We start from the raw sequence: 22,766 nt of genomic DNA on the forward strand, positions 1-22,766 counted from the left end.
CTCCGACCGTGGAACTCAATACACTTCACACAGCTTCCGGAACAAAATTGCCGAGTTGGGAGTGATATCGTCAATGGGACACACAGGGGTCTGCTGGGATAATTCCATGGCCGAGTCATTCTTCGGAACGCTCAAAAACGAACTCGTCTACCGAACCGTATTCCCGACCCGGCGCCACGCACGACGGGCCGTGGCCGAGTACATCGAAGTGTTCTACAATCGGCAGCGTCTTCACTCTGGACTTGACTACAAGACCCCAGCGGAGACCTACCAAGCTCACCTGGACACGCAGCTCGCGGCATAGAAATCACGCTTAGCGACTGTCCAGGAACCTCGGGGCGGACCAAACAGCACGTGCGTCGCCCCGCATCGCACACAGCGTGACCGGCGCGGACGCAGCCGGATCATCCCACCGGAACCACGCAGCACACGCTCGCGGCCATACCCTCAGCCGGCCAGCGCACCGGCGCAATCCGGACAGGTCAACTCACCGGCGGCGAGCCGCCGCTCGACGCCGTGGGCGTCCGCCTCTACCGTAATCACTCGGGTGCCTCCGCACCTATGAGCGGCCCTCCCGAGCTCCGGCCAGAGACAGCGGGAGCGCCGCCGCCTTCATCGACGTGCTCACACTGCCGCCGAACACCATCACCGGCAACCACCTCCCACCGAACACGAACCTGTGCTCACCCTCAACGCCTGGAACCGACCCACACGTCCTCACCCTGGATGCCGCCGGACACCTGAGGTGAATCGCGAGACCCTGCATAACTCGGTTCCATGCCGACGCGTAGCCGATTTCCTCACGTTTCCGCCAAATGGGTGACGCACCGGGCACCCGCCCACACCCCCATTCACTCTTCCTTAGAGCGGTTGGGTGACTACGTTGCGCGGGAGGTCCTATGGCGGACGGGCAGGGCTTCACGGTGGACGTCGACGCCCTGAAAGAAGCAGGTCTGCGTCTGTCGGACCTGCTCGCGGCGCTGCACGAGCTCCAGGTCGAGAACATCGACTGTGACCGCAAGTTCGTCGGACACACCGGGCCGGAGGACTCGTATGAGACGTTCACCACGCGCTGGCAGATCTGCGTCACGAACCTCACTAAGACGTTCACCCAATTGAGTGGCCATCAGTACAATGCACGTGCACCTGCATACCTCAACGCTACTGGCGTGCGACTCGAAACGAGGTCATTCGACCGGTCTGATCCGGCTCCAGAGACCAACTCTTCGCGCAGGATCGTATCGATACCTCTCGCCGCTCGACGCAATGCGCATCTTTTAGGTCTTCGAGTTAACCGGGCAAGATCATCATCCTTGTTCGAGCACACTGTCCGAGTCCGGATGTTGCCGCAGGTCGGAGAGTCAATCTCTCGACGCGGGCTCCGAATTGCGTCAGCCTCCAGCCAGCCTTCAGTCAGCCTCGGACGCGGGTTGCCCGGTTAACTTCGAATGCGCACATTGAGGATGCCCGAACGCGCGTGCATTCGCCCCTCACCCAAAACAGGTGAATGCAAGGATAAAATGTTTCACCCATACCTGGATTGGATACACAGTAAGAGCAAGGGGCAACCGTAAATGACGGGAGTCGCGGGCTGAACAAGCCGCTGGAGGTACTGATGATCTACCGCGAAGCGCGGATCGCCACCGCATTCCTCGAGCTATCGGATATTCACAAGAAGGATTTCGACCCGGCTCGCTACGTGCGTTCACTCGCCGGACACTCGGTGCTATTGCTCGACGTCGACGCGGCCGGTGTGCTGCTGATCGGTGAAGACGGCCGCTTCGAGGCGATCCGCGCGACCGTGGAGCCGGCCCATGCCCTGCAGCTCGAGCAGCTGCGGATCGATGCCGGGCCCGGTATCGAGAGCCTGCGTACCGGAGCGCCGGTGAACGCCGCCGACCTGCGTTCGGACTTCCGCTGGGGGACGTTCCGGACTTCCGCGCTCACCGCGGGATTCGCGGCCCTGCACGCGCTTCCACTCCATATGCACGGCGCCACGATCGGGTCGATGACCCTGTTTCGCCGGCGCGCCGGCGGGCTGAGCCGGGATGATCTAGCACTCGGCGAGGCGCTCACCCAAGTCGCCACCGCCTGCCTCCTGTCCAGGGGAGCGATCGGGAAGGCCGAACGGCTCTCCGGACAGCTGCAAACCGCGCTGAACACCCGGATCATGATCGAACAGGCCAAGGGGATTCTCGCCGAACGCCGCGGCAGCACCACGGACAACGCTTTCGAGCTGATGCGTTCCTTCGCCCGACACGATCGGATACTCCTCGACGACCTCGCACGCGCCGTCGTCGACGGGTCCCCGAGTGTGGCGAGCCTGAAGAATTGGCATGCGGCCAAGAAGGTGCGTTGATCAGGTCGGGTGGGTGGCGGTCAAGCTCGCGAACACGATGACATTGTCGAGATATGAGTGGGCTTGACGATCAAGAACACCGCCGCAGGAGATCAGCCGGAGCTGCGCGTCCGGAGTCGGGCCATACACCTTTTGGGTCGGGAATTCCGTCTTCGGAGCATGCTCCACCAAGTAGACAGTGAACACCGCGGTCCTGTTATCGGCGCGACTGACGGTGATCTGCTGCCCCAGGATCATATCCTGCAGGCGGTAGAAGACGCCTTTCTGACCGTTTCCGTCGATATGCCCCAGAATCACCGCAGGCCCTTGGGAACCGGGAGTGGGGCCATATCGGTAGTAACCCGCTTGTTTCGCCTGCGAAAGTGGCGGCACCTGGATGGTCCGATCGGCATTCAAGCCGAGGGCGACCAAAGTTGAATCAACCCCGATCGCCGGCACGGTCACCCGGAGCGGGATCTGCGACACCATCGGCGCGATCCCCCCTGCCTTGACACCGACCCGCGTACTGCCGGCGTTCGCGCCCAGGGGCGCCACCGGCGCGGTGCCGGCGGCCGGGCCGCATCCGGTGAGCAGCGCGAAGGCGAGGGCACCCGCCGCCACAACCACCAGGTTGCGGCGACAGGTGCCGATGCTTGAACCCATCAGTTGGCCCAGTACGCGCTGAGCGGCATCATCCAGGCTGCCCAGCCTTGCCACTGCGGACTCGAGTGGCTCGTCTTCACTGAGATCGCCTGGGATACAACGGAACCGCTGCAGCTGGACACCGGCTCGCGCCCGTAGCTCCGGTCCGCGACGGACCAGGCGCTGGTCACCGAGGAACCGTCGCCGGTGCCCACCGCACCCATCGGAACCTGCGAGACGCCGACGAAACTTGCCCCGGTCTGCCCGGCCACGCCACCTGCTGGTGTGGTCGTAGCGACGGGCGTGGTCGTGACAGTCGGTGTCGTCGTGTCAGTGGACGTCGCTGTCGTCTCGGTCGATGTCGCCGTATCAGTCGGAACTGTGGTCGAGGTCGAGGTCCCGGTCGACGTCGATGTCTCCGTAGGCGACGCACTCTGAGTGGGTGTCTTCGTGCTGGACCCAGTCTCGGTCGGTGTCGACGTATCGGTCGGAGTCGACGTCTCGGTCGGAGTCGCGCTCGATGTCGGCGGGACGGTCCCGGTCGTGACCGTCTCGGTGGGAGTCGCCGAGCTCGTGGGTGTCGACGTATCGGTCGGAGACGTGCTCGATGTCGGCGGGACGGTCGCGGTCGACGTCGCCGTATCCGTGGGTGTCATGGTGCTGGTCGGTGGGACCGTCGTGCAGGACGGCTTCGAGATGGTGTTCGTGTCCAGCGTGACGGCACCGCCCAGGGCCAGCACTCGGCCGATGATGACCACGCCGGTGGTGACGGTGATACTGGTCTGCGCGAGAATGCTGCCACGGAACATCGATCCCGTGCCGAGCGTCGCCGAACTGCCGATCTGCCAGAAGACGTTGCAGGCCTGGGTGCCGTTGATCAGCACGACCTGGCTGCCCGAAGCCGCGGTGAGCGTGGAACCAGCCTGGAAGACGAAGACCGCGTTCGGGTCACCCTCCGCATCGAGAGTGAGCGCTCCGGTGAGCCCGAGCGAGGAAGCCGAGTTGTACACGCCGGGTACCAGTGTCTGGCCGCCGAGGTCGGCGGAGATAGGCGAAGTCGGGCCTTGGCCGGCGGCGACGCCGTACGCGGTGACGAGATCAGTCTTCGCCCCTTGAGTGACGGCGTCACCGGCGTGGTTCGTGCCGGTTATGGTCATCGTCGCGGTGCCGGTGATCGACTGGGTCGGATAGGTCCCGATATCTCCGTCGAGCGTGGTGGCACCGGTGTTCGTGATCCCGGCTCCCGCCAGCACGACAAAACTCTCGGCGGTGCCGAGCGGCACCGAAGTCGCCGCGGCCTGTGCGTTGCCCGAAAGCACCAGCAGTCCCGCCGAGAACGACGCGACCACGATCGCCACGGCGGCGGCGCCGAAACGCAGCCGTCTCGCGTTCGCTGCGTTGCAGGAGAACTTCATCTTCAGCCTTTCCCTGAGCGTGGGGTTCCAGCCCCCGGCCGGAGCAGAACGGTGACCACAAAACGGTTTCAGAAGAGGGACGCGCCACAGCGCACTACCGGATTCGTCCCCCCGACCCGGCATTCATCACCTGCCGAGACAGCTGCGTTTTGACACAGTGGTCGTTTTCCGGCACAGCGGTCGCCAGGATTGCCAAACTTGTTCGCGGCAAACAAATTCTGTGCCGCTTGCGGGATCGGCGCGAATGTGCCATGACGAGTCTTTCTGAAACGGAACCGTCTGCTTCTGGGATGGCCCGTCAGTCCTCGACACCACAGCTTAAAGCCTGCCAAGTGGTCTTCGTCAATCGAAAAGTGGACTTTCCCGTGTTTGCGTACCGTTTCGTTAGCCGGGATGCGGTCACGACTGCCGACCGGCGCGGTTGCCCGGATCTGACGAGGGACCGTTCACAGCAGCCCGCGCTTGCGCGCCACGTCGACGGCTTCCCGCCGGGAGGTGACGCCGAATTTCCGATAGACGTGCCGAAGATGGGTTTTCACCGTGTTGACCGAGACGAAGAGCTTGCCCGCGATCTCGTCGACGGTGGCCAGCGACGGAAGTTCCTTCAGCAGCAACATCTCACGCGGCGTGAGCTCGGCGGAGACACCGGACGGTTCCACCGCGATCGCCACCAGGAGCTCGTCGACGAACGGGTCGAGATGGCCCGATCGACCCACCTGCGTCACCAGGAGCTCCCGGATCTTGGCACCCGCCTCGTAAAACGGCCTTAGTGCCCACCGCGGCTCGGCCAGTTCAATCGCTGTCCGCAGTTCGAGGTGCGCGGTGCGCAGGTCCCCAGCCCGTTCGGCGAGCACGGCGCCGAGCAGATGCGCCTCGATGCGGGTCGACACCACCTGACAGGCCACGCTGCCGCTGGTGATCTTGTCCAGCAGATTCCGCACCGCGGCCGCACGACCGTAATGTGCGTGCATCCGCGCGCGAAGCAGCAGAGTGTCGCCGACATCCCCGAGCCACGCCGACGCCCGGCGCTCCGCCTGCGCCGCCCAGTCCGGCCGGCCGAGCCGCAGGGCCATTCGCTGCTCGATCGCGGTCTCGTAGACGATCAGGGCCGGCAGAGTCGGGTCCTTGTGGGTCACTCCCGCCCAATGCCCCCGCAGCCGCACCAAAGCGGCTTGCGGGTCCGCTCCCCATTCGAAATCGACCGCCTCGGCCAGCGACACGGCGCACTTCTCGACAGTCCGGTCGTTGCGGGCGCCCAGCAGGCCCACCGCCAGTGGCGCGAGCTCGCGGGCGCGCGCGTGGTCGAGGAACTGGTACGCCGCCCAAGCGGCGACCGTGTAGGCGAAACAAGCGGCAGCACTGCGGTCGAGCTTCCGCTCCTTCGCGAAGGAGATTGCCCGCTCGGCCAGCCGCCGCATCCGGGGATACTCGCTCTCCGCCGAAGCGACCCCGCTCAACTGGCTCAAGCAATGCAGGATCGCGTAGTCGAACCCGTGTGCGCTGGCGAGATGAAGCGCCCGCTCCAGATCCGAGCTTGATTCCCGGTGCCTGCCCAGCCACAACAGCGCGGTGCCACGATTGATCAACGCGAGAACGAGCAACTCCGGCTCGCCGATCCGGTCGAGCCGGGCCGTCAGCTCCTCCAGCGCGGATTCCACCCGTCCGCTGAGCCGCACCCAGTTGGTCCGTACCACCAGCTCCAGCGCGGACTCCCGTTCACCCGTGCCATCCGGAGAGACCGCGATCAAACCGGACAGCCGCAATTCGGCCGCCACGCGTTCCCCTGCCATCAGGTCCGCCAGCGTGAGGATGAGGCTCATCGCCGGGCTGCCGGCCACCGCCGCGGGCAGCACCGCGCCCGCCCGGCGCAACGGCGAAACCTTCCCCTCAAGTACCAAGGCCAAACCGTGCTCCGCCAGCAGACTCGCCGCCAGTTCGCCGTCGCGCCCGTCGGCGGCGTGCCGCAGTGCCCGCGCCGGCTCTCCGTTTGCGACGAACCATCCGGCCGCCGTCCGGTGCAGCGCGGTCACCATCGAGGAGTCCCGGCGCCGCAACTCCGCACGCAGATAGGCTCGCAAGAGCGGGTGACACCGGTATGAAGTGCCGTCGACGGTATCGCGGGAAATGAGCGCGGAGAAACACTCGAGCCAGTCCAGTACCGCGGCGGCGTCCGGCCTGTGGGTCAGCGCGGTGGCGAGCTCGGCGGTGAATCGGTCGCACACGCTCGTTCCGCGTAGGAACTCGTGGAGGCCGACGGGGATTTCCGAGAGCACTTCCCCGGCTAGATACTCCGCGACCACCCGATCGGTCTCGGCGAAAGTGCCGACGGTTTCGCTGTGATCAGCCGAATCGCGCAACGCCTGCGCGGCCAGGCGGACCGCCGCGGGCCATCCCTCCGTCGTCTCCATAAGGCGGCTGAGATCCTCGGGGGCCAGGCTTACCCCGTAGCCTGCCAGCACCTCTCGGACCTCGTTGCACGAGAAGGCCAGGTCGTTGGCGTCGATCTCGCGCAGTTCGCCCGCGACGCGGAGCCGCTGCAACGGGAACATCGGCTTGGTCCGGCCCGAGACGACCAGCCGGAGATTGGGCGGACGATGCCGCAGCAGCGACTCCACCGGGTGTAGGGCTTGTGGATCGCGAAGTACCTGGAAATCGTCGAGCACCAGCCAAGTCGGACCAGGCCGCCGGCCGACCACATCCACCAGTGATGTCACGAACGCGTCCTCGGTCTGGCTCGTCGCCGCGATCAGCGGGCATGGATCCTCTGCGCCGCTCCGATCCCCGTCATCGGCGTTCGTGAGCGCGACCAGAATCCCAGTCCGGAGCCGTACCGGGTCGTTGTCGGCCGCGTCCAGACCGACCCAGGCGATCCGGCCGCCACCAGCCTGCCCACGGTGGTGACGCGCCCAGGACGACAACAGCGTCGTCTTTCCGAATCCGGGTGGTGCGAACACCGCGGTCATCAGTGGATCGCCGCCTTCCGCGACGTGCCGGGAGTTCGGCAGCATGCGGCGAGCGCGCTCGACCCGGACGAAATCCTTGGGCAAGGGCGGCAGGTGAACCTTGAACCTAGAAATCGAAAAATCTATTAGCTCTCTCCCTGCGACTCATATCAGCAGCGACACATGGGTACATTATGGACCAGAATCGGCCGCTGAGCAGGGCATCGCCGGTCCGTGCGGACCCGGTCGTCCTTCGAAGTGTGACCTCCGTGCGCGGCAAATCCGAAGAGTTCACTCGACGGAGCGAATTTTTTTCCCAACTCAGCCGCCATTGGACTCCACGCTCACCCCTTACGGGTGAAGCCTCGGATCACCCTTTGCGGTGACAATCAAACCGCGCCGGAAGGCTGGTACATACACCTGCTCGCGCGCCGTGAAGAACATCGTCGGCGCGGCGGCGGTCGGCGCGCTGAAACCACCCAGTGCCCCCAGCGGGCTTTCGACCGACGCGTGAATCCATCGCGATTCGAGCGCTCGCAGGATTTGTAACGAATACCCGACTCAACCCGACGTACGACACCGAGCACAGATCCGGCCCGGCGGCGTCAACGCCGGGTCCGGTTCACCCGGCCCGAGACTCCGGCCATCAGCGCATCTCTTCCGCGGCCCACGTGCTCCCCTTCACCTCGCACTCCGCAAAGGACATCCGGCGAGGTCCAGGCCGGAAAGGAAACCCATGACCAGCACTACGCGACATCAACTGTGGCACGCGACCGACATCACTGCGGCGCTCGGCATCCTGCTCACCGTCAGCCGCGGGTGGCCATCGGGAATCGGGCTGGTCGTCCTGGCCGCCATCGCCTTGACGGTCCTCGTGGTATCGGCGTTGCGCCGAGCCGGCACAGTTGTGGACCGCATACTCGATACCCCGGAATTCGCGCGGCCCAGGCCGGCGCCCGTGGATCAGGACGAGCCTGACACGAATCTGGCCGCTCTTGGCTCCACGGAAACACCACGCACCCGCTGAGGACCTTCGGCAAGATCAAAAGGACTTTCGTCCACAGCGCGACAACCCGAGGCTCGGATACGGTCATCCCAGTTCCCGAAAAGGAACCGAGGAGATCATTCTCCGGTGTCATCCGCACGAAGTACGACTTCAACCAGGTGCGACCCGAGAATCCAAGAAATCTCCACGATTCTCCCTCGCAGCCTGAAGTCATTCCGGCCGCAGAAGCCCATTCCACAGTCACACATATCCGGTATGTCCAAAAGCAGGGCCGAGCCGGCGGTGAAGCATCGGCAAAACCAACAGAGGAGGAGTTCATGCTGAACAACAACAAGCAGAAGATGCTGGGTGTGGGCGCGGTTGCCGCATTGGCGATGCTCGCCGGGGGCGCTGTGGCAGCGGCCACCCCGGGTACGGCGACGATCACCGGTGGCGCGCTGGCCATGACGGCGCCGGCGAGTGTGGCATTCTCCGCCACGTTGACCGGGACCAATCAGTCGGCGCCGGCAACGCAGATAGTGAACGTGGTCGACAGCACCGGCACCGGCGCGGGTTGGAATGTCACGCTGACCTCGACGACCTTCGTCACCGGAGCGCTCAGTCTCCCGGACAACAGTGTCACCGACACGGCAGCCTCTGGCGCTTGTGCGTCGGGGGTGACCTGCACGGTCGCGACGAACTCGGTGGCGTATCCGCTGACGGTGCCCGCGGCGACCACGGCGCCGACCGCGGTCAAGATCCTCTCCGCCGCGCTCAACACCGGCATGGGCAGCCAGAACTGGACGCACAGCATGGCGCTGGGCCTCCTGGCCTCAGTGCAGGCAGGGACCTACACCTCGACCTGGACCTATTCGCTCGTCAGCGCTCCGTGAGCGTCGCCGAAGCAAAGGCCGTCATGACCTTCATCCGACACTGATAGAGAGACCTAGCTTCGCGATGAACCGAATCCTTATGATCCGCACCGCCATCACGCTCGGCGTGCTGAGCCTGATTGGCTTCATCGTGTCGCCTGGGATAGCCATGGCGCAGACCTCGCCGACCTCCGCTCCGGCCCCGGGCGGCGGGGTCAGCCTGCGCCCGGTCCAGAAATCCGAGGCCGACGCGGCGAAATCGTATTTCGATCTGCGCGGTGCCACCGGAACGACACTGGTCGAAGCGGTCGAGGCCCACAACACCGGCGCCGACGCGGTCAGTCTCGTAGTTTCCCCCGTCGACGGCCTGACCGGGCAGACGTCTGGTTCCGTTTTCGCCAACCGCCAGGATTCCGTTGGCGAAACCGGAAAGTGGATCAAGTCTTCGACGGCCACCCTCGATCTCGCTCCCGGCGCGTCAAAGGTGGTGCCGTTCACGGTCCAGGTGCCCGGTGACGCCTCGAATGGTGATCACCTGGCAGGTCTGGCCTTCGAGAACACGGCACCGAGCACTTCTCCCGGCGGTTTCCAGATCAAGCAGGTACTGCGCACCGTCATCGGCGTTCTCGTCGTCGTGCCCGGGGACGCCGCCTTCCATCCCAGCCTGACCAGTCTCGATCTCACGCAGATCGGGGCCACCCAGCTCGGCTCGGTCACGATCGGCCTCGGTGACGACGGAAGGGCGCTGGGCAGACCGGATCTGACGGTCGCGCTGGCCGGCCCGGACGGCTATCAGCGGACGCTGAGGCGCACCCTCGACACTCTGTTGCCCGACGCCGCCATCCGCTATCCATTCGCCTGGCCCGATTCCCTGCCCGCCGGCGACTACGACGTAACCGCGACGCTGGCCGGCGGCGGCAGCAGCGTGACCCTCGCCCGGCATATCGGTCTCAACGCGCCGTTGGTCGGCATCTCACCTGCACCCGTGCCGATGCCGCCCACCCCCGCCACCCCGGCCGGTTCAGTGAACTTGTACTGGCTCGCCGCGATCATCCTCGCGGCAGTGATCACGGGACTGTTCGGCGGGAAACTGCTCCGCGGCCGCTCCCGGCATTCCGTGGACGGGAGCGGACAATGAACATCCGCAAAATGCTCCCGGTACTCCTTGGCGCGCTGCTGGTCCTGAGTGGCGTGACCGTCGTCCTGGTGACCGCCGCGGCGCCGGCGTCCGCGGCGATCGGGCCTCAGATGGCGTATGTGGTCCTCTCGGCGTCGAACACGGTCGTCCCGCTGAACACCGCGACCGGGGCGGTGGGCACCGCGATCGCGGTCGGCACCAGCGCGGCCGAGGTGGCCATCACCCCGGACGGCACCAAGGCCTACGTCACCAACAGCGGTTCGAACACCGTCACCCCGATCACCATCGCCACCGGTACCGCGGGCACCGCCATCACCACCGACGCCGGCCCGCACGGGCTCGCCTTTACCCCGGACGGCACCAAGGCTTACGTCGCCAACACCGGTTTCATCACCGTCACCCCGATCACCGTCAACACCAATTCACCCGGCATCCCCTTCCTCGCGGGCAACAATCCCGACGGGGTCGTGTTTACCCCGGACGGCACCAAGGCGTACGTCGCCAACAGCGGTTCGAACACCGTCACCCCGATCACTGTCAACATCAATACACCCGGCCTCCCCATCGCCGTCGGCGCCCATCCCGAGGGAATGGCGATCAGCCCGGACGGCAGCAAGCTCTACGTCGTCAACCAGGTGGGGGGAACGGTCACCCCGATCACCGTCGCCACGAACGCCGTGGGCACCGCGATCACCGTCGGCGCCGGTCCCACCCGGGTGGCATTCACCCCGGACGGGTCGAAGGCCTACGTGACCAACTACGGGTCGGCGACGGTCACCCCGATCACCGTCGCCACCGGCACCGCCGGCACCGCTATCGCCGCCGGCAACACTCCCTACGATGTGGCGATCACCCCGGACGGCACGAAGGCCTACGTCACCAACTACACGCCGGGCACGATCACCCCGATCACCATCACCACTGGCGCCGTGGGCACTCCCATCAGCCTCGGTGCCACCGTCCAACCCGCCGGCGTGGCGATGATCCCCGGCCAGGCACCGACGGCCGCGCTGGCCGCGATCACCGGGGTCGCGGCGGGAAGCGCCGTCGCCCTGGACGGCTCCGGCTCGACCGGCACCAGCACCGCCATCGCCAATTACGGCTGGAACTTCGGCGACAGCCTGACCGCCAACACCTCCACCTCCACCACCACGCACACATACACCACCGCGGGCTCGTACACGGTCACCCTGACCGTCACCGACACCATCGGCACCAGCACCGCCGAGGTCTTCACCGGCAGGGTCATGTCCCGCAATGGAAAGGCCACCGCGGCCACCACCCGTTCCGTCACGATCACCGGACTGCCGCTCGCGTTCCTGACGGCCCCGTCCGCGCCGGCCTTCAGCACGACCCTGACCGGCGCCAACCAGCTGTTGACGTCCGCGGTGGCATGGGACCTGAGCAACCCGTTCTCCGCAGGCTGGAACATCACGCTGACTTCCACCACGTGGACCGTGGGACCGCACACACTGGCCACAGACGCGACCACGGTCCAGACCACGCCGACGGTGACCTGCGACACCACTTGCGTGCCCGCCACCACCAGCGGGCTCACCTTCCCGTACGTGGTGCCCGCTGGAGCCACCGCACCGGCCGCGACGAAGCTGTTCAACGCGACCACCGCATCCGGCACCGGGAACCAGACCATGCACTCGACGTTCCAGCTGGCGCTACCGGCGAAAAGCTACGCCGGTGCCTACATCTCCACCTGGACGGTGACCTTGAGCAGCGGACCTTGAGCTTTCGGCTCATCGAGAGCGGAACAAAGACTCTCTCACCCGCCTGCCGACGGGGGCACAGGTCGAACCCTCCACCACCCGGTCCCGCGTCGAGGGTTCGCTTCCATTCGATGATGTGAGACGAGTACAAGCCCTCTCGGCGAAGGATCGCGCCCATCTCCCCGTTCGGGGAGTTCTCAGACTCGGCGACCGTGGCGAGCTGGTACTCCGTGGTGAACTCCGGCCGTGACCGACGCGGCGCGGGATCGGTCTGCTCCTCGTCGGAGGAACGCCGGGACTGCTTGTCAGATGGTGCGGACACGTACACAAGGATCTCCGATTCCATCCTCGGTCAGGAACTCCCACGCATACGGGGTGTCTCACACCAGTCTGATCAAGAGGGGAATGCCTGTTATAGCCGCGGGATAGCGGTGATTGCACGGCCGGAGAGTCAAGCACTTTGTGTCGCTCAGTTGTTGTCGACGCTTCTTCAAATCTGAACCTGTGCGGTTCCTTGGGCTCGAGGGGATATATGTGGAAGGACGTCCGCCGATGGCTGCTTGGTCCTCATGGGACCTGGCAACCGATCCACGCCGACGGCATCGAGTTGATCAACCAGGGGCGGATACCGAGATCACCCGGATATATCTACCGAGGCGACATGATCCCCACCTCCTGGCCGGTCACCGAAGAACACCTGACGACAAGACCATTGAGGTCTGTTCGAACACGTCGTACGCGGCCACCAGGGGCAGGGCAGCTTTGCCCGCCCGGACCCGGAAGATGATCGCGGTCAAGGCCTCCCCGAGCTCCGGTGAAACCAGCAGCAGTCGCTCCGCGTCGGTCTTGGACGGCGCGACCTGTAACGTCGGCACGACCTCGCCGGTGGTGGGCAGGGTGTAGGCGACGAAGCTGTGGTGGGTCAGCTCCAGCACTTCCTCGATGCGGATTCCGTTGTGCCGCAACACTTCCACCGTCGCCCATGACCAGAATGCCGCCGATTCCTCGAGGGTGAGGTCTCGCCGCCGGTCGGTGGCCAGGCCGACGGCGTAGACCCTGCCGGACTCACCTTGGCGGCAACCGCTGGAACTCCTGGCCGCCGGCGGTGAACCGGACTCCGGCGGCGGTGGCCTGGGCGGTGTTGATGCGGTCTTCGGCGTCCTTGCGGTGTTTCTCGGTGGCTCGCAGCAACGCGGGTAGCAGCGGCAACTGGGTCCTGGTCCGCTGGTCCATCCGCGATTTGACCCGCGAGTTTGCCTTCTTTAAGGTCACCTCGGCCGCCTTGATCGGGCACGGCGCCACCCAGGGCGCCCATCGGGATGTGGTCGTCGGCGGCCCAGCGGGCGATGTCCTCGTAGAAGGCCCGGACGAACACCAGTTCGCTGCGGTAGTTCACTCGGGGACGCACCGGCCGGCCCTCGGCATCCCGGATGTGGGCTAGCCGTTCCTTCCATACCTGCGCGGACTTGGGGGCCAGCCGTAGTGAGTCAATGCCGGGGTGGTGGATCTCCAAGTCGCGCCAGAACAGCCGGCACAGGTTGCGGGCAACAGAGCGCAGCGAGGTGTGGTCAAGTTCGGGAGATCGCTCGGCGAGATATTCGACCAGCAGATCGAGGACAGGAAGGCACTCGATGCCGTAGCCGTAACTTCCTGCTCAGATTCGCCGGTCCCAATCGCGAAGCCGAGGAGATCGAGGAGAAGATCCGGATGTTCTTGCGCGACGAGCTCAAGCTGGAGCTGTCCGGGTCCAAGACCCTGATCACCCACGCCGCCGGCCAGGCGGCGCGGTTCCTCGGCTACGAGATCAGGACCCAGCACTGCAACACGAAGATCACAGCCGGGAGGCGGTCGGTCAACGGTGCCATCGGCCTGTTCGTGCCCAAGACCGTCATCCGGGAGCGGTGTGCCCGCTACATGAGCAAGGGAGTGCCCGCGCAACGCGGACCACTGCTGTTCGACGACGACTTCACCATCGTCGCAAAGTACGGTTCCGAATACCGCGGATTCGTCCAGTACTACCTGCTGGCCCAGGACGTGTTCCGTCTGGAGAAGCTGCGCTGGGTCAAGGAGACCTCCATGCTCAAGACCCTGGCAGGGAAGCGCAAGTCCACCATCACCAAGATGGCCCGCAAGTACAAGGCGGCCGTCAATTCCGGTACCGGACTCCGGACCTGCTTCCAGGTCATGGTCGCGCGCGAAGACAGGAAGCCGCTGGTCGCCCGCTTCGGCGGGATCTCCCTCAAACGGCAGCGCACCGCTGTCATCACCGATCGAAAACCGCCTCTGGCCACCGCTAGCCGAAACGAACTGATCCATCGGCTCCTGGCCGAGCGGTGCGAGCTCTGCGAGTCGCGGACCGGGCTGCAAGTCCACCACATCCGCAAACTCGCCGACCTCAACAAGCCAGGACGGCCAGAGAAGCCGACATGGGTACGCCTGATGGCCAAGCGCATGACTCTCGTGGTCTGCGACCCCTGTCACGAGGACATCCATGCCGGACGAGCCACAGCCACCACCCGGCAGTAGAGCACTGGAGAGCCGGATGCGGGAAAATCTCGCCAGTCCGGTTCGGGAAGGGCCCGAGGGAAAAGGACCAGCACCACTGGCACCTCGCCGGCGGCCTACTTCACTCGGCGAGCGGTCTGAAGAAGCGGATCGAGAGCCAAGCCCGGCACCGTGCGCCAGTCCGACTCATCCGGGGTTGCGGCGCGATCACGTCGAGGTGTCGACCTGCTGCCGTTGTTTTACTTTCCGTCGGTGGGCAGCAAGGAGTAGGGCGAGAGCCGCCATCGTCGCGATCAGCAACGCTCCGCCGAGGATTGCAGTAATCGGTGCTGGGCTGTTGGCAGTGACGGGGTGAGCGGGGGCGGGGGCGGCGGCGCCAGCGATGTTGGGGAACGTGATCTGGGCTTGGTGGGTTTGCTGGAGTAGTCCGCTGTGCAACGCGAGAGTGGCGTTCCAGGGGCCGTCGAGTACCTGGTCGGTCAGGCGAACGATGACTGGTTCGGATTGGCCTGGGCCCAGCGTTGTGCCTAACTGGGCCTGATAGGGGCCGGCGCTGAGGGTCCCGGTGACTGCCGCGAGACTCAGGGTGCCAGCCATGTCCAACGCCCGTCCCCCGGTGTTGTGGACCTGGGCCTGCACGACGGGACGCCCGGCGGGGTCTCGCTGGGCCGTCATGGTGTCCACGGTGAAGGCGGCGGCTGGTGGGTTGTCGCCGCCGACGATGACGTACAAGCGGATACCAGCCCGGTTGATCAGGCTGATGTTGCCACGCTGGGGGCTGGCGACCTCGGCCCAGATGACCGCGTAGCGCTCTGCGGGGGCTGCGCCAAACGGGATGGCGATGGTCACGGTGTCGCGCGCACTGCCGCCGGCGGGGACGTCGAGGCTGTCCTGGCTCACCGTGGTCCAGGATGCAAGTTCATTGGTGGCGTGCCCGGCCGCACCGAGGAACGATCCTGCGGAGATGGTCGCGGCGTCTGGGTAAAGGGTCACCCGCATCGTGGAGGTGGTGGTGTTCGATACCTCGATGCGGCGGTGTGTGGTCGTGCCCGGTTTGAGGTGATCAACGATGTACTCGTGGGCAGTAGGGTTATCGACGGCGTTCGCTGGTATGTCTAGCAGCCGGATCCCGACGCTGCCGGAACTCGACGGTGTGTCGTTGGCCGAGGGCACGCTGGTGCTCGCGTGCCCCCCGTGCCCGGAGGGGGCGGCGGCCGCCGCGGTGGCGCCTGGGGCCAGGGCGCCGATGACCGTGGCGACAACCATGATCACCGGCATCGATATCAATATCAATATCGAACCGCCTCGCCGCACCGGAAGCGTCTGTCGCGTCCAGTTCGCCATGTCTAGGCCACGGAGTGCGTGATCGTGGAACTGTAGGTTCCGGCTAACGCGCCGGCGGGCACCCTCACGGCGAGGGTCGGGTTCCACGCGGCGGTATTGGGCCCACTCACGCCTGTGGCGGTTTGCACGACCGCGTCCGGAAAAAGGTGGTCCTGGCTGCTGTTAGCGACGTTCGCGGTTCCCGTCACTGTCGCGGCGGGTGCGGTGTAGGTCACCGAGCCGGGTGTGCTGACCGTGATGCTCTGCGGTCCGGTGAAGTCGGTCGCACCCACGGTCGTTGTCCAGCCCGCGGTGCCCGCGCGGTTGTCCGTCACAGTGACCTGTCCCAGCGGCGCGCTGACTGTCTGCGCGCTGACGCCGGCAGGCACCGACCCAAGGTCGACCGGGCCACCCGGCACCGTAATGCTCAGGGCACCCCCGCCGACCTCCACGGTCATCGGGGTACCCCCGGACGTCGCCGCTGATGCCGGCAATGCGCCAACCAGCATGCCTGCAGCGCCGATGAGCAGCGCGGGGATGATCAACGTTTTTCTCATCATATTTCCTATCTTGTCACCGGCAATGTCAGGGAAATTGAGTAGCAGTTGAATGTTTCGGCCACGTCGTCAACGTAGTCCCATATTGCTCCATTATTGATGAATAGTGATAAAGTGGATGTCCTCAATGCCTCTTCCGAGATCAGGCGAGTGTCCCCCCACACACGAAGCGACTGGCTGCGCTGTCCGCGCCACCCACGCCGTGGGTGTGCGAATCGAGGCGAGGTCATTCGACCGGTCTGATCCGGCTCCAGAGGCCAACTCTTCACAGAGGATCGTATCCACGTCTCTGACCGCTCGACGCAATGCGCATACTGTGACCACACCCAGCGAAAGGACGACAATTGCCACGGTGGCGGCCTGCAATTCTGGCGGCAGGATTTCCATGTCGCCCCCTTCGCGGAGTGTTGATTCCGGAGCGCGGATGAACGCGACGCACCAGGGTCCAGGGGTACGAATCTCTACTCGGCCACTGCCGACCTCGACCGCGACTGTTGGCGCGGCCGGTACTGTTCAACACTTGCTAGGGCATATCGTGTCCATTGCGGACTTCGTTACAGCCTCGCTGCACACAGTACTCCGTCACACGGCCGCCGCCAGTTAATTGGGCCGATCGAGGAAACCTGGCGGAAATCGAGCACTGTTCACCCAGGCGTCGCGAATCGACTCAAGTCACTGCCCTGAAGCGAAATCCGACAAGCACATTTTCATATGGATGCGGTGGCCGCGGTAGGGACCGTGCATGCGAGCGGCCCCGCACAGGTCCCGGCGTGCGAAACTACTGTCAACGGCAATCTTAGTCTGGTTCCGGCACACAGTCCGTGTTGGTATGCCAAGCCGGATCAGCACCAGCGAGAAGTGATTGTCCAGGGCGGACGGAAGCTCGGGATCGAACGACGATCAGATCATCGGGACCAGCCAGCCGACCGCCCGCGGGCGAGCCGGTACATCGCCCGCGGGAGTCTCGCGCAGAAAGCGGTCGAGTGCGGCCGTCACCAGTGCGGTGCACCCGTCGTCGACGGTGGTCCCGGTCGCGTGGCCGATTCCGGCGATGAGCGCGAACGGCACCGCGTCGCCCCCAAGCGGCTGTCTTGTCCGTCTCAGGTTTCTCCCGGCCACACGGCGCTGCGCTTTGCTGGGGAGAAGAGTTTCGCCACACTGCCCGCGCTGTTCCACACCGTGACACCGGCGGCGACTGCCGCGTCGAATACACGGCGCGGGACGTCCGGCATGGGCGTCGTAACGAGATCCACCGCCGGTGTTGCGTGAGCGGGCCGACGAGTTCAACCTGCTGGACGAGGCACGCAGCCCCCGCGGAATACCTGGCCGGGTTCCTACCGTGCTGCTTATACCCGAGCGGCGAATCGGATATCCGGCCTATGTGCCGCGAGGCGACCTACAGGGACCCTCCTGCTTCGAGGGACAGTGTGCATGGAGCTCGCGCCGAGCGGGTGGCGCAGGCCGTCGGCGGACGGGATCGAACTATTCAACATCGCCTCAGTCCCGATAGCTCGTTACCGGTACCGCGGCATCAAGATCCCCAACCCCTGGCTTGTGACCAACCCCGCCTGACGGCAGAGACCGTGGAGAGCCCGTTGCGTCGAGAGGCGCACGGCGGGTTCGGCGAGCGGCCCGGGGAAACGGACCGGGAGCAATCCCAGCACCGCGCCCCAGGCCGACTCAACCAACGCGTTCTTGTCGGGCCCAGTGGTCCACAATCTGCATGTAGCGGTAGAGCTCGTTGGAGGTGGGTTTCCAGCCACCCTGGGTGGCGGTCGTCACGACGATGATCGTGCATCCTGGTCACCGCCCGGTACGCGGGCCGGTGGTGACACGACGATCCAATGTGGACGCTGCCCTTCGGACCGCTCCGTCGAGCGAACGGTAGTTGCCGGGTTCAGGTGACAACCGACAGGAGGCGCTTTCACCCGGGCAGCGACAAGTTGTAACGCCAGCCACGACCTGCCCGTCTCTCAGACGTCACGGCGGCTTCTGCCGCCTTCCGGCCGGGAGCCAACTGCTCCGGATGGGAACTGTTCATGCTCTACCGCCTCTGTCCTCCATCCAGTGTGACCTGGTGCGACCTACCCGACACGGTCCAGCTCATCCAAGCGCACCCCGATGCGGACTTCGAGAAGCTGCCGTGGGAACCAGCCGAGGCGCGCGCCTTCAGCGACGACCTCCTGCGGATCGCGACCCGTCACGGCGTGCCCTCGAGCGCCGGCATCATCCTGGATGTTCAACACACCCTGGCGTTGGGGCGTGCTGATGAACTCCGGATCAACCAGATCGCCGCCGAACAGGCCCACGCAGATCTCCCTGAGAGCTACAGCATGCAGTTGGTCGAGCAAATGTTCTCGGAAGGAATGGAGTCGGACGCACACCTCAACGAGGAGATACGGAAGACCACCGAGAAGGTGGCGCGTAAGGCCGAGAAAGACCTCGCCGAGGTTCTGGCAGCGCCGGTGCAGCCTGAGCTAGTCGAGCACTGGCGACGGATCGGCGGGCGCTATCCGGACTGATTCAGCCTTCCGGGCTGCGACTGGTTTCGGGCAAGGCGATCGCTCGCGATCCGCACACTGATCCGGCCGTATGGCGAAAGACCGCACCGGCGGTTGCGACGAACAACGAAGTCAGTCTCCGGGGCCTCGCTCCTCGGGTGATCGCCGAGGTCCTCTACGGCGTGCACGAACGGACCCGCAACGGATCGAAGACACCGTTCTGGACCCTCAGGCCGTACTGCGACCGGCTGCGCCAGGCACAAGCGGCGACGCTGGAGGACCTTCCTGCAGCCGGTCTCGCGAAGGCCTACCGCAGCCTCCACCACACCTTCGCGACAGCACTCCGCCGACACGGCATGACACCAGAGACCGAGCGGCACAAGGATATCTGGGACATGTCGGCGTTCGGCCACCTCGGTACGCTCCGGTTCACCGACATCAGCCAGCCCTGGCTTCGAGAAGCAGCCCAGCGATGGGCATTCAGCGATGTCTCGAAACGCCGCGGCCGCAACCTCAGCAGCACAACGCAAACTCACATCGCGGCGATGGTGGCACTGTCAGAAAGCCAGCGTCTGCAACGTGACGACCACGGCAGCATCCCCGGCGAATTGACGCGCGAGGACATCACCGCGTTCTGCAACCGACTGGCCTACCTCGAAAACCAAGACACCATTAGCGCCGGTCAACGGCGACAACGCTGCATGAGCGCCCGGCAGATCCTCGTGCGCATCCGCAGCCTCGGCATCACCCGCCCCGGCGAGTTCCTCCACGGGCTGCAGGAGGACTTCACCCTCACCGTCGAGGACATCCCCGATCCGCCCGAGGACACCGAGGCTGGCCGCGACCTACCAGTCGAGGTGATGCGCCACCTGTGCGCAAACCTTCCAGCGTTAGAAGTTCTGGCTGGTCGAGATATCCGGATCGCCACCGAACTGGTCATCGACACCGGGCGCCGCCCCGACGAAGTCTGCCAACTTCAGCTGGAGTGCTTGGAACGCGATCGTGACGGCAAGCCCGTCCTGATCTACGACAACCACAAAGTACACCGCAAGGGACGGCGACTGCCGATCGGCGCCGCGACCGCAGGCCTGATTGTCCATCAGCAGGAGCGCGTCCGCGCTCGGTCCCCCGCCAGCCGCCCCGTCGACCTCAAACTGTTCCCTGCTCCGGCGATGAACCCCGCCGGCCACAGGGCGATCGCCGAGGGCTGGGTCTCCAAGCGGCACCGAGAATGGTCCGATCAGATACCGGAGGTGCTGGTTCCCGTGGTCGTCGACGAGGAGGGCCAGCAGCGAACGAAAACCCTCCCGTTCGACAAGGCTCGGATCTTCCCCTACGCCTACCGCCACTGCTACGCCCAGCGTCACGCCGACGCCGGAGTCGATGTCGACGTCCTGCGCGACCTCATGGACCACAGGCAGCTCCTAACAACTCAGCGGTACTGCCGTGTCGGTGAGGAACGCCGCCGGGCCGCGGTTGAACGAGTCACCACCATGCACTTCGATCGACACGGCAACAGGATCTGGCGGCAGGCCAAGGCCATGCTGGACTCCGAACGTGCGCGCCAGGCTGTGGGCGAAGTCGCTGTGCCCTACGGCCGGTGCTCCGAACCCAGTAACGTCGCTGCCGGCGGCCAGGACTGCCCCATTCGCTTCCGCTGCATCGGTTGCGGGCACTTCGACACCGACGTCTCCTACCTGCCGGACCTGGAGCACTACCTTGCCGATCTGCTGCGTAATCGTGAGCGGTCCCTTGCCGCACTCGACGCGGATCACTGGGCAAAGTCCGAGGCCGCGCCCTCGGACGACGAAATCACCCGCATTCGGCACTTGATCGTCCGCATGAAGAGCTCGCTCGACGACCTCTCCGAGCACGAGCGCGCAGAAATCGAAGACGCCGCTGCCATTGTGCGCCGTGGCCGCGCCCGAATCGTAGGACTCGGCCTCCCCACAGTCCGAGCTTCTCTACCCGATATGCGACCGGAGCGTCCAGCATGACCACCGACAACCCCATGCTTGACGGCCGCCGGGCCGATTCCATCAGGCGGCGCAAACGCGTCATCACAGCCCTGGCCGACGCCGTCAAGGCCGGCCAGGAGCTCAGCGCCTCGAGCATTGCTCGATCGGCGGGGGTCGACCGGACGTTCCTGTACCGCCACCAGGACCTCTTGCACGAGATCCACGCTGCACAGGCGGGCCCGCTGGCGACCGGACAAGCAGAGGCCGGCGCCCAGGTCAGCCGGGCCTCGCTGCAGACCGACCTGCTGAACGCCCGCGCGCAGATCACTCGCCAGGCACAGCAGATCCACCAGATGGAGAAGACACTGTCCGAGCTACTCGGCGCCCGGGCATGGCACGAGTCGGGTCTGGGTGCCCCTGCAGACGTCGACAAGCTCAAACACCGGATCACCGAAGTCGAACAGCAGGTCGTTGAGCTGCGAGGCGCACTCGACGACCGCACCGCCGACCTTGACGCCGCCCGCGGCGCGAACCGGGAGCTGATGTCCCAGGTGAATCGGCCAGACCGCTTCGCCCTCAAACGCCAGTCCGACGCCACGTGATGACGGGACGGCTCGGCCCGCTCGCGTAGGTACGGAGATCCACTACCGTTCTCAGCATGACCACGAAGTCGTCACCGCACGGGTCGTGTTCGCTCAGTTGCTCGACAAGCCGGGCCCCGCGTGCGCGGTGACGATTCTGGCCCCGGAGACGGGCGACGAATCCTGGCACATCGGCTACACCGGCGTAGATCCCGACTGCCGGGGTCGTAGCGTGGCCGCGGCGGTAAAGACAGACCGGGCTCTTGCACGCATACCGTGCAGGAGCCCGGTCTGTCACGACCGTCAACGACGATTCCAACCGCGCCATCCTTCATCTGAACCAGAAGTTGGGAATGACTTCAGGCACCGGGTATTGGGCGTTGGCTCACACGCGTACCGCCTGATCGGGCTGGTATATACTTTCCGGGCAGCGCGCCCGCCGAACACTTCCAGTTTAGCTTGAGTGGTCGGTCTGAGAGCCTGGCGAACGGTATGAGATTCCTGCTTCTCCCGGACGCGGTGTGCGACGGGGTGTGTCAGGCGCCGATGCGCGGCGGGGTGGTGGTCCCGTAGACGTTCTTCGCGTAGTCGGCGTAGGCCTGCGAGGCAACGTCCTTGATCACCGCACCGATCTCCGGCGGCATGTTGTCCACTGCCAGCTGAACCACCTCGGGATCGCCCTCGTACATGAGCATGCCGAACATGACCGGAAGCAGCTCGGGGGCTACGCCGGCACCGCCTTCCGCGACCATCGCGTTCCACTCCGCCGCAGTGATATAGGCACCCATGATCGGCACAGCCTTCTCCTCCTCCATGCCGAGGTGCTCCTTGAGCAGCAGACTCAACCGTTCGAGCGCCGCAGCCAGCTGCGCCCCGGCCTCGGCGGCCGCACTGCTCCGCCAGGTTTCCAGATGCGTGAAGATCTCAACCTGGGTCACCTCGATACCGTGGTGCTGACTTTCCATGGTGTGTACGATCGGCGCCACCTCCTGCGGCGCCCGCTCGAGTAGCCGGGGCCAGAGGTGCGCGTCCTCACCACTATGATGCGCGTGGAGAAAGGTCAACGTCATCTCGATGTGGTCACCGACGACACGCGAGCGTTCGGAGTCTCCCGCCGCGACACCTCGGACGAGGTCGGCTGCCAACCCCAACTCCCTGCGGAGCACCACGTGAACCGCGTACATGTCGCGTACATCAGCGAGAGGCTCATCGATGGTTGTCATACGTCACTCCACTTTCGACTACCGGGCAAATTGGTACTTCACCGGTGATCGTAATCTTGCTGTCG

General features: G+C 65.3%; 20 protein-coding genes. 11 read left to right on the forward strand and 9 right to left on the reverse strand.

Translation table 11 applies throughout. The annotated features are described in order from the left end of the window. The 3 genes from JWQ81_RS13465 to JWQ81_RS13475 all read left to right on the forward strand — a co-directional run. Positions 1–304: integrase core domain-containing protein (locus JWQ81_RS13465; protein WP_297541241.1), on the forward strand; the 304-nt coding region annotated here is incomplete at its 5' end. 595 nt (positions 305–899) lie between these two features. Then, positions 900–1,442 carry a hypothetical protein gene (locus JWQ81_RS13470; protein WP_297541243.1) on the forward strand — a complete coding sequence of 181 codons (543 nt, stop codon included), beginning with the start codon at positions 900–902 and terminating at the stop codon, positions 1,440–1,442. Between the two features lie 173 nt (positions 1,443–1,615). After that, positions 1,616–2,359: a GAF and ANTAR domain-containing protein gene (locus JWQ81_RS13475; RefSeq protein ID WP_297541245.1), complete on the forward strand. Its 744-nt coding sequence runs from the start codon at positions 1,616–1,618 to the stop codon at positions 2,357–2,359. On the opposite strand, the gene JWQ81_RS13480 is transcribed toward JWQ81_RS13475, so the two are convergent. The 3 genes from JWQ81_RS13480 to JWQ81_RS13490 all read right to left on the reverse strand — a co-directional run bounded on the left by JWQ81_RS13480 (position 2,360) and on the right by JWQ81_RS13490 (position 7,442). Beyond that, a complete protein-coding gene (locus JWQ81_RS13480) occupies positions 2,360–3,001 on the reverse strand; it encodes a class F sortase (RefSeq protein WP_297541247.1) in 642 nt (213 codons plus the stop codon). It lies immediately after the preceding gene. Continuing rightward, on the reverse strand, positions 3,001–4,395 hold the full coding sequence (locus JWQ81_RS13485) for an ice-binding family protein (protein ID WP_297541249.1): 1,395 nt from the start codon (positions 4,393–4,395) through the stop codon (positions 3,001–3,003). Before JWQ81_RS13485 ends, JWQ81_RS13480 begins: the two co-directional genes overlap by 1 nt. A gap of 446 nt (positions 4,396–4,841) precedes the next feature. Beyond that, complete coding sequence (locus JWQ81_RS13490) at positions 4,842–7,442, reverse strand: LuxR C-terminal-related transcriptional regulator (protein ID WP_297541251.1); 2,601 nt, start codon at positions 7,440–7,442, stop codon at positions 4,842–4,844. A gap of 631 nt (positions 7,443–8,073) precedes the next feature. Here JWQ81_RS13490 and JWQ81_RS13495 point away from each other — a divergent pair. From JWQ81_RS13495 to JWQ81_RS13510, 4 genes are all read left to right on the forward strand, one after another. After that, positions 8,074–8,364 carry a hypothetical protein gene (locus JWQ81_RS13495; RefSeq protein WP_297541253.1) on the forward strand — a complete coding sequence of 97 codons (291 nt, stop codon included), beginning with the start codon at positions 8,074–8,076 and terminating at the stop codon, positions 8,362–8,364. 296 nt (positions 8,365–8,660) lie between these two features. Further along, positions 8,661–9,215 carry a hypothetical protein gene (locus JWQ81_RS13500; RefSeq protein WP_297541255.1) on the forward strand — a complete coding sequence of 185 codons (555 nt, stop codon included), beginning with the start codon at positions 8,661–8,663 and terminating at the stop codon, positions 9,213–9,215. A 64-nt stretch (positions 9,216–9,279) separates the two neighbouring features. Beyond that, on the forward strand, positions 9,280–10,332 hold the full coding sequence (locus JWQ81_RS13505; RefSeq protein ID WP_297541257.1) for a DUF916 domain-containing protein: 1,053 nt from the start codon (positions 9,280–9,282) through the stop codon (positions 10,330–10,332). Further along, on the forward strand, positions 10,329–12,074 hold the full coding sequence (locus tag JWQ81_RS13510) for a PKD domain-containing protein (protein WP_297541259.1): 1,746 nt from the start codon (positions 10,329–10,331) through the stop codon (positions 12,072–12,074). The genes JWQ81_RS13505 and JWQ81_RS13510 overlap by 4 nt, the downstream gene beginning before the upstream one ends. Positions 12,075–12,736: 662 nt before the next feature. Here JWQ81_RS13510 and JWQ81_RS13515 read toward each other — a convergent pair. Together JWQ81_RS13515 and JWQ81_RS13520 are read right to left on the reverse strand one after the other, a co-directional pair. Continuing rightward, the gene (locus JWQ81_RS13515; RefSeq protein ID WP_297541262.1) at positions 12,737–13,018 is read right to left on the reverse strand and encodes a hypothetical protein; all 282 of its coding nucleotides are present in this window, start codon (positions 13,016–13,018) and stop codon (positions 12,737–12,739) included. 100 nt (positions 13,019–13,118) lie between these two features. Next, on the reverse strand, positions 13,119–13,325 hold the full coding sequence (locus JWQ81_RS13520; RefSeq protein WP_297541264.1) for a hypothetical protein: 207 nt from the start codon (positions 13,323–13,325) through the stop codon (positions 13,119–13,121). A gap of 435 nt (positions 13,326–13,760) precedes the next feature. Between JWQ81_RS13520 and JWQ81_RS13525 the strand changes: the two genes are divergently transcribed. Next, the gene (locus tag JWQ81_RS13525; protein WP_297541266.1) at positions 13,761–14,579 is read left to right on the forward strand and encodes a group II intron reverse transcriptase/maturase; all 819 of its coding nucleotides are present in this window, start codon (positions 13,761–13,763) and stop codon (positions 14,577–14,579) included. 186 nt (positions 14,580–14,765) lie between these two features. Here JWQ81_RS13525 and JWQ81_RS13530 read toward each other — a convergent pair whose 3' ends face one another. From JWQ81_RS13530 to JWQ81_RS13540, 3 genes are all read right to left on the reverse strand, one after another. Then, positions 14,766–15,836, reverse strand: a complete 1,071-nt coding sequence (locus JWQ81_RS13530; protein ID WP_297541268.1) for a hypothetical protein — start codon at positions 15,834–15,836, stop codon at positions 14,766–14,768. 68 nt (positions 15,837–15,904) lie between these two features. Further along, entirely contained in the window at positions 15,905–16,441 is a 537-nt protein-coding gene (locus tag JWQ81_RS13535) for a hypothetical protein (protein WP_297541270.1), read from the reverse strand. An 897-nt stretch (positions 16,442–17,338) separates the two neighbouring features. Next, complete coding sequence (locus tag JWQ81_RS13540; protein WP_297541272.1) at positions 17,339–17,506, reverse strand: hypothetical protein; 168 nt, start codon at positions 17,504–17,506, stop codon at positions 17,339–17,341. A 971-nt stretch (positions 17,507–18,477) separates the two neighbouring features. Here JWQ81_RS13540 and JWQ81_RS13545 point away from each other — a divergent pair. From JWQ81_RS13545 to JWQ81_RS13555, 3 genes are all read left to right on the forward strand, one after another. Continuing rightward, positions 18,478–18,960, forward strand: coding sequence for a hypothetical protein (locus JWQ81_RS13545; RefSeq protein WP_297541273.1), 483 nt, complete (start codon positions 18,478–18,480; stop codon positions 18,958–18,960). Between the two features lie 137 nt (positions 18,961–19,097). Then, positions 19,098–20,936, forward strand: a complete 1,839-nt coding sequence (locus tag JWQ81_RS13550) for a site-specific integrase (protein ID WP_297541275.1) — start codon at positions 19,098–19,100, stop codon at positions 20,934–20,936. Next, complete coding sequence (locus JWQ81_RS13555) at positions 20,933–21,499, forward strand: DUF6262 family protein (protein ID WP_297541277.1); 567 nt, start codon at positions 20,933–20,935, stop codon at positions 21,497–21,499. Before JWQ81_RS13550 ends, JWQ81_RS13555 begins: the two co-directional genes overlap by 4 nt. Before the next feature lie 515 nt (positions 21,500–22,014). Here the strand turns inward: JWQ81_RS13555 and JWQ81_RS13560 are convergent. Further along, positions 22,015–22,701 (reverse strand): hemerythrin domain-containing protein, encoded by a 687-nt coding sequence (locus JWQ81_RS13560; protein ID WP_297541278.1) that lies wholly within the window; start codon positions 22,699–22,701, stop codon positions 22,015–22,017. Positions 22,702–22,766: the final 65 nt, after the last annotated feature.

It is taken from the genome of Amycolatopsis sp., assembly GCF_025464955.1.
Lineage (GTDB): Bacteria > Actinomycetota > Actinomycetes > Mycobacteriales > Pseudonocardiaceae > Amycolatopsis.

What these genes read in the sequence shown, in the direction of transcription:
- JWQ81_RS13470 (WP_297541243.1), top strand. Translation starts at nt 900, where the DNA reads ATGGCGGACGGGCAGGGCTTCACGGTGGACGTCGACGCCCTGAAAGAA.
- JWQ81_RS13475 (WP_297541245.1), top strand. Translation starts at nt 1,616, where the DNA reads ATGATCTACCGCGAAGCGCGGATCGCCACCGCATTCCTCGAGCTATCG.
- JWQ81_RS13480 (WP_297541247.1), bottom strand. Translation starts at nt 3,001, where the DNA reads ATGGGTTCAAGCATCGGCACCTGTCGCCGCAACCTGGTGGTTGTGGCG.
- JWQ81_RS13485 (WP_297541249.1), bottom strand. Translation starts at nt 4,395, where the DNA reads ATGAAGTTCTCCTGCAACGCAGCGAACGCGAGACGGCTGCGTTTCGGC.
- JWQ81_RS13495 (WP_297541253.1), top strand. Translation starts at nt 8,074, where the DNA reads ATGACCAGCACTACGCGACATCAACTGTGGCACGCGACCGACATCACT.
- JWQ81_RS13500 (WP_297541255.1), top strand. Translation starts at nt 8,661, where the DNA reads ATGCTGAACAACAACAAGCAGAAGATGCTGGGTGTGGGCGCGGTTGCC.
- JWQ81_RS13505 (WP_297541257.1), top strand. Translation starts at nt 9,280, where the DNA reads ATGAACCGAATCCTTATGATCCGCACCGCCATCACGCTCGGCGTGCTG.
- JWQ81_RS13510 (WP_297541259.1), top strand. Translation starts at nt 10,329, where the DNA reads ATGAACATCCGCAAAATGCTCCCGGTACTCCTTGGCGCGCTGCTGGTC.
- JWQ81_RS13525 (WP_297541266.1), top strand. Translation starts at nt 13,761, where the DNA reads ATGTTCTTGCGCGACGAGCTCAAGCTGGAGCTGTCCGGGTCCAAGACC.
- JWQ81_RS13530 (WP_297541268.1), bottom strand. Translation starts at nt 15,836, where the DNA reads ATGCCGGTGATCATGGTTGTCGCCACGGTCATCGGCGCCCTGGCCCCA.
- JWQ81_RS13535 (WP_297541270.1), bottom strand. Translation starts at nt 16,441, where the DNA reads ATGATGAGAAAAACGTTGATCATCCCCGCGCTGCTCATCGGCGCTGCA.
- JWQ81_RS13545 (WP_297541273.1), top strand. Translation starts at nt 18,478, where the DNA reads ATGCTCTACCGCCTCTGTCCTCCATCCAGTGTGACCTGGTGCGACCTA.
- JWQ81_RS13555 (WP_297541277.1), top strand. Translation starts at nt 20,933, where the DNA reads ATGACCACCGACAACCCCATGCTTGACGGCCGCCGGGCCGATTCCATC.
- JWQ81_RS13560 (WP_297541278.1), bottom strand. Translation starts at nt 22,701, where the DNA reads ATGACAACCATCGATGAGCCTCTCGCTGATGTACGCGACATGTACGCG.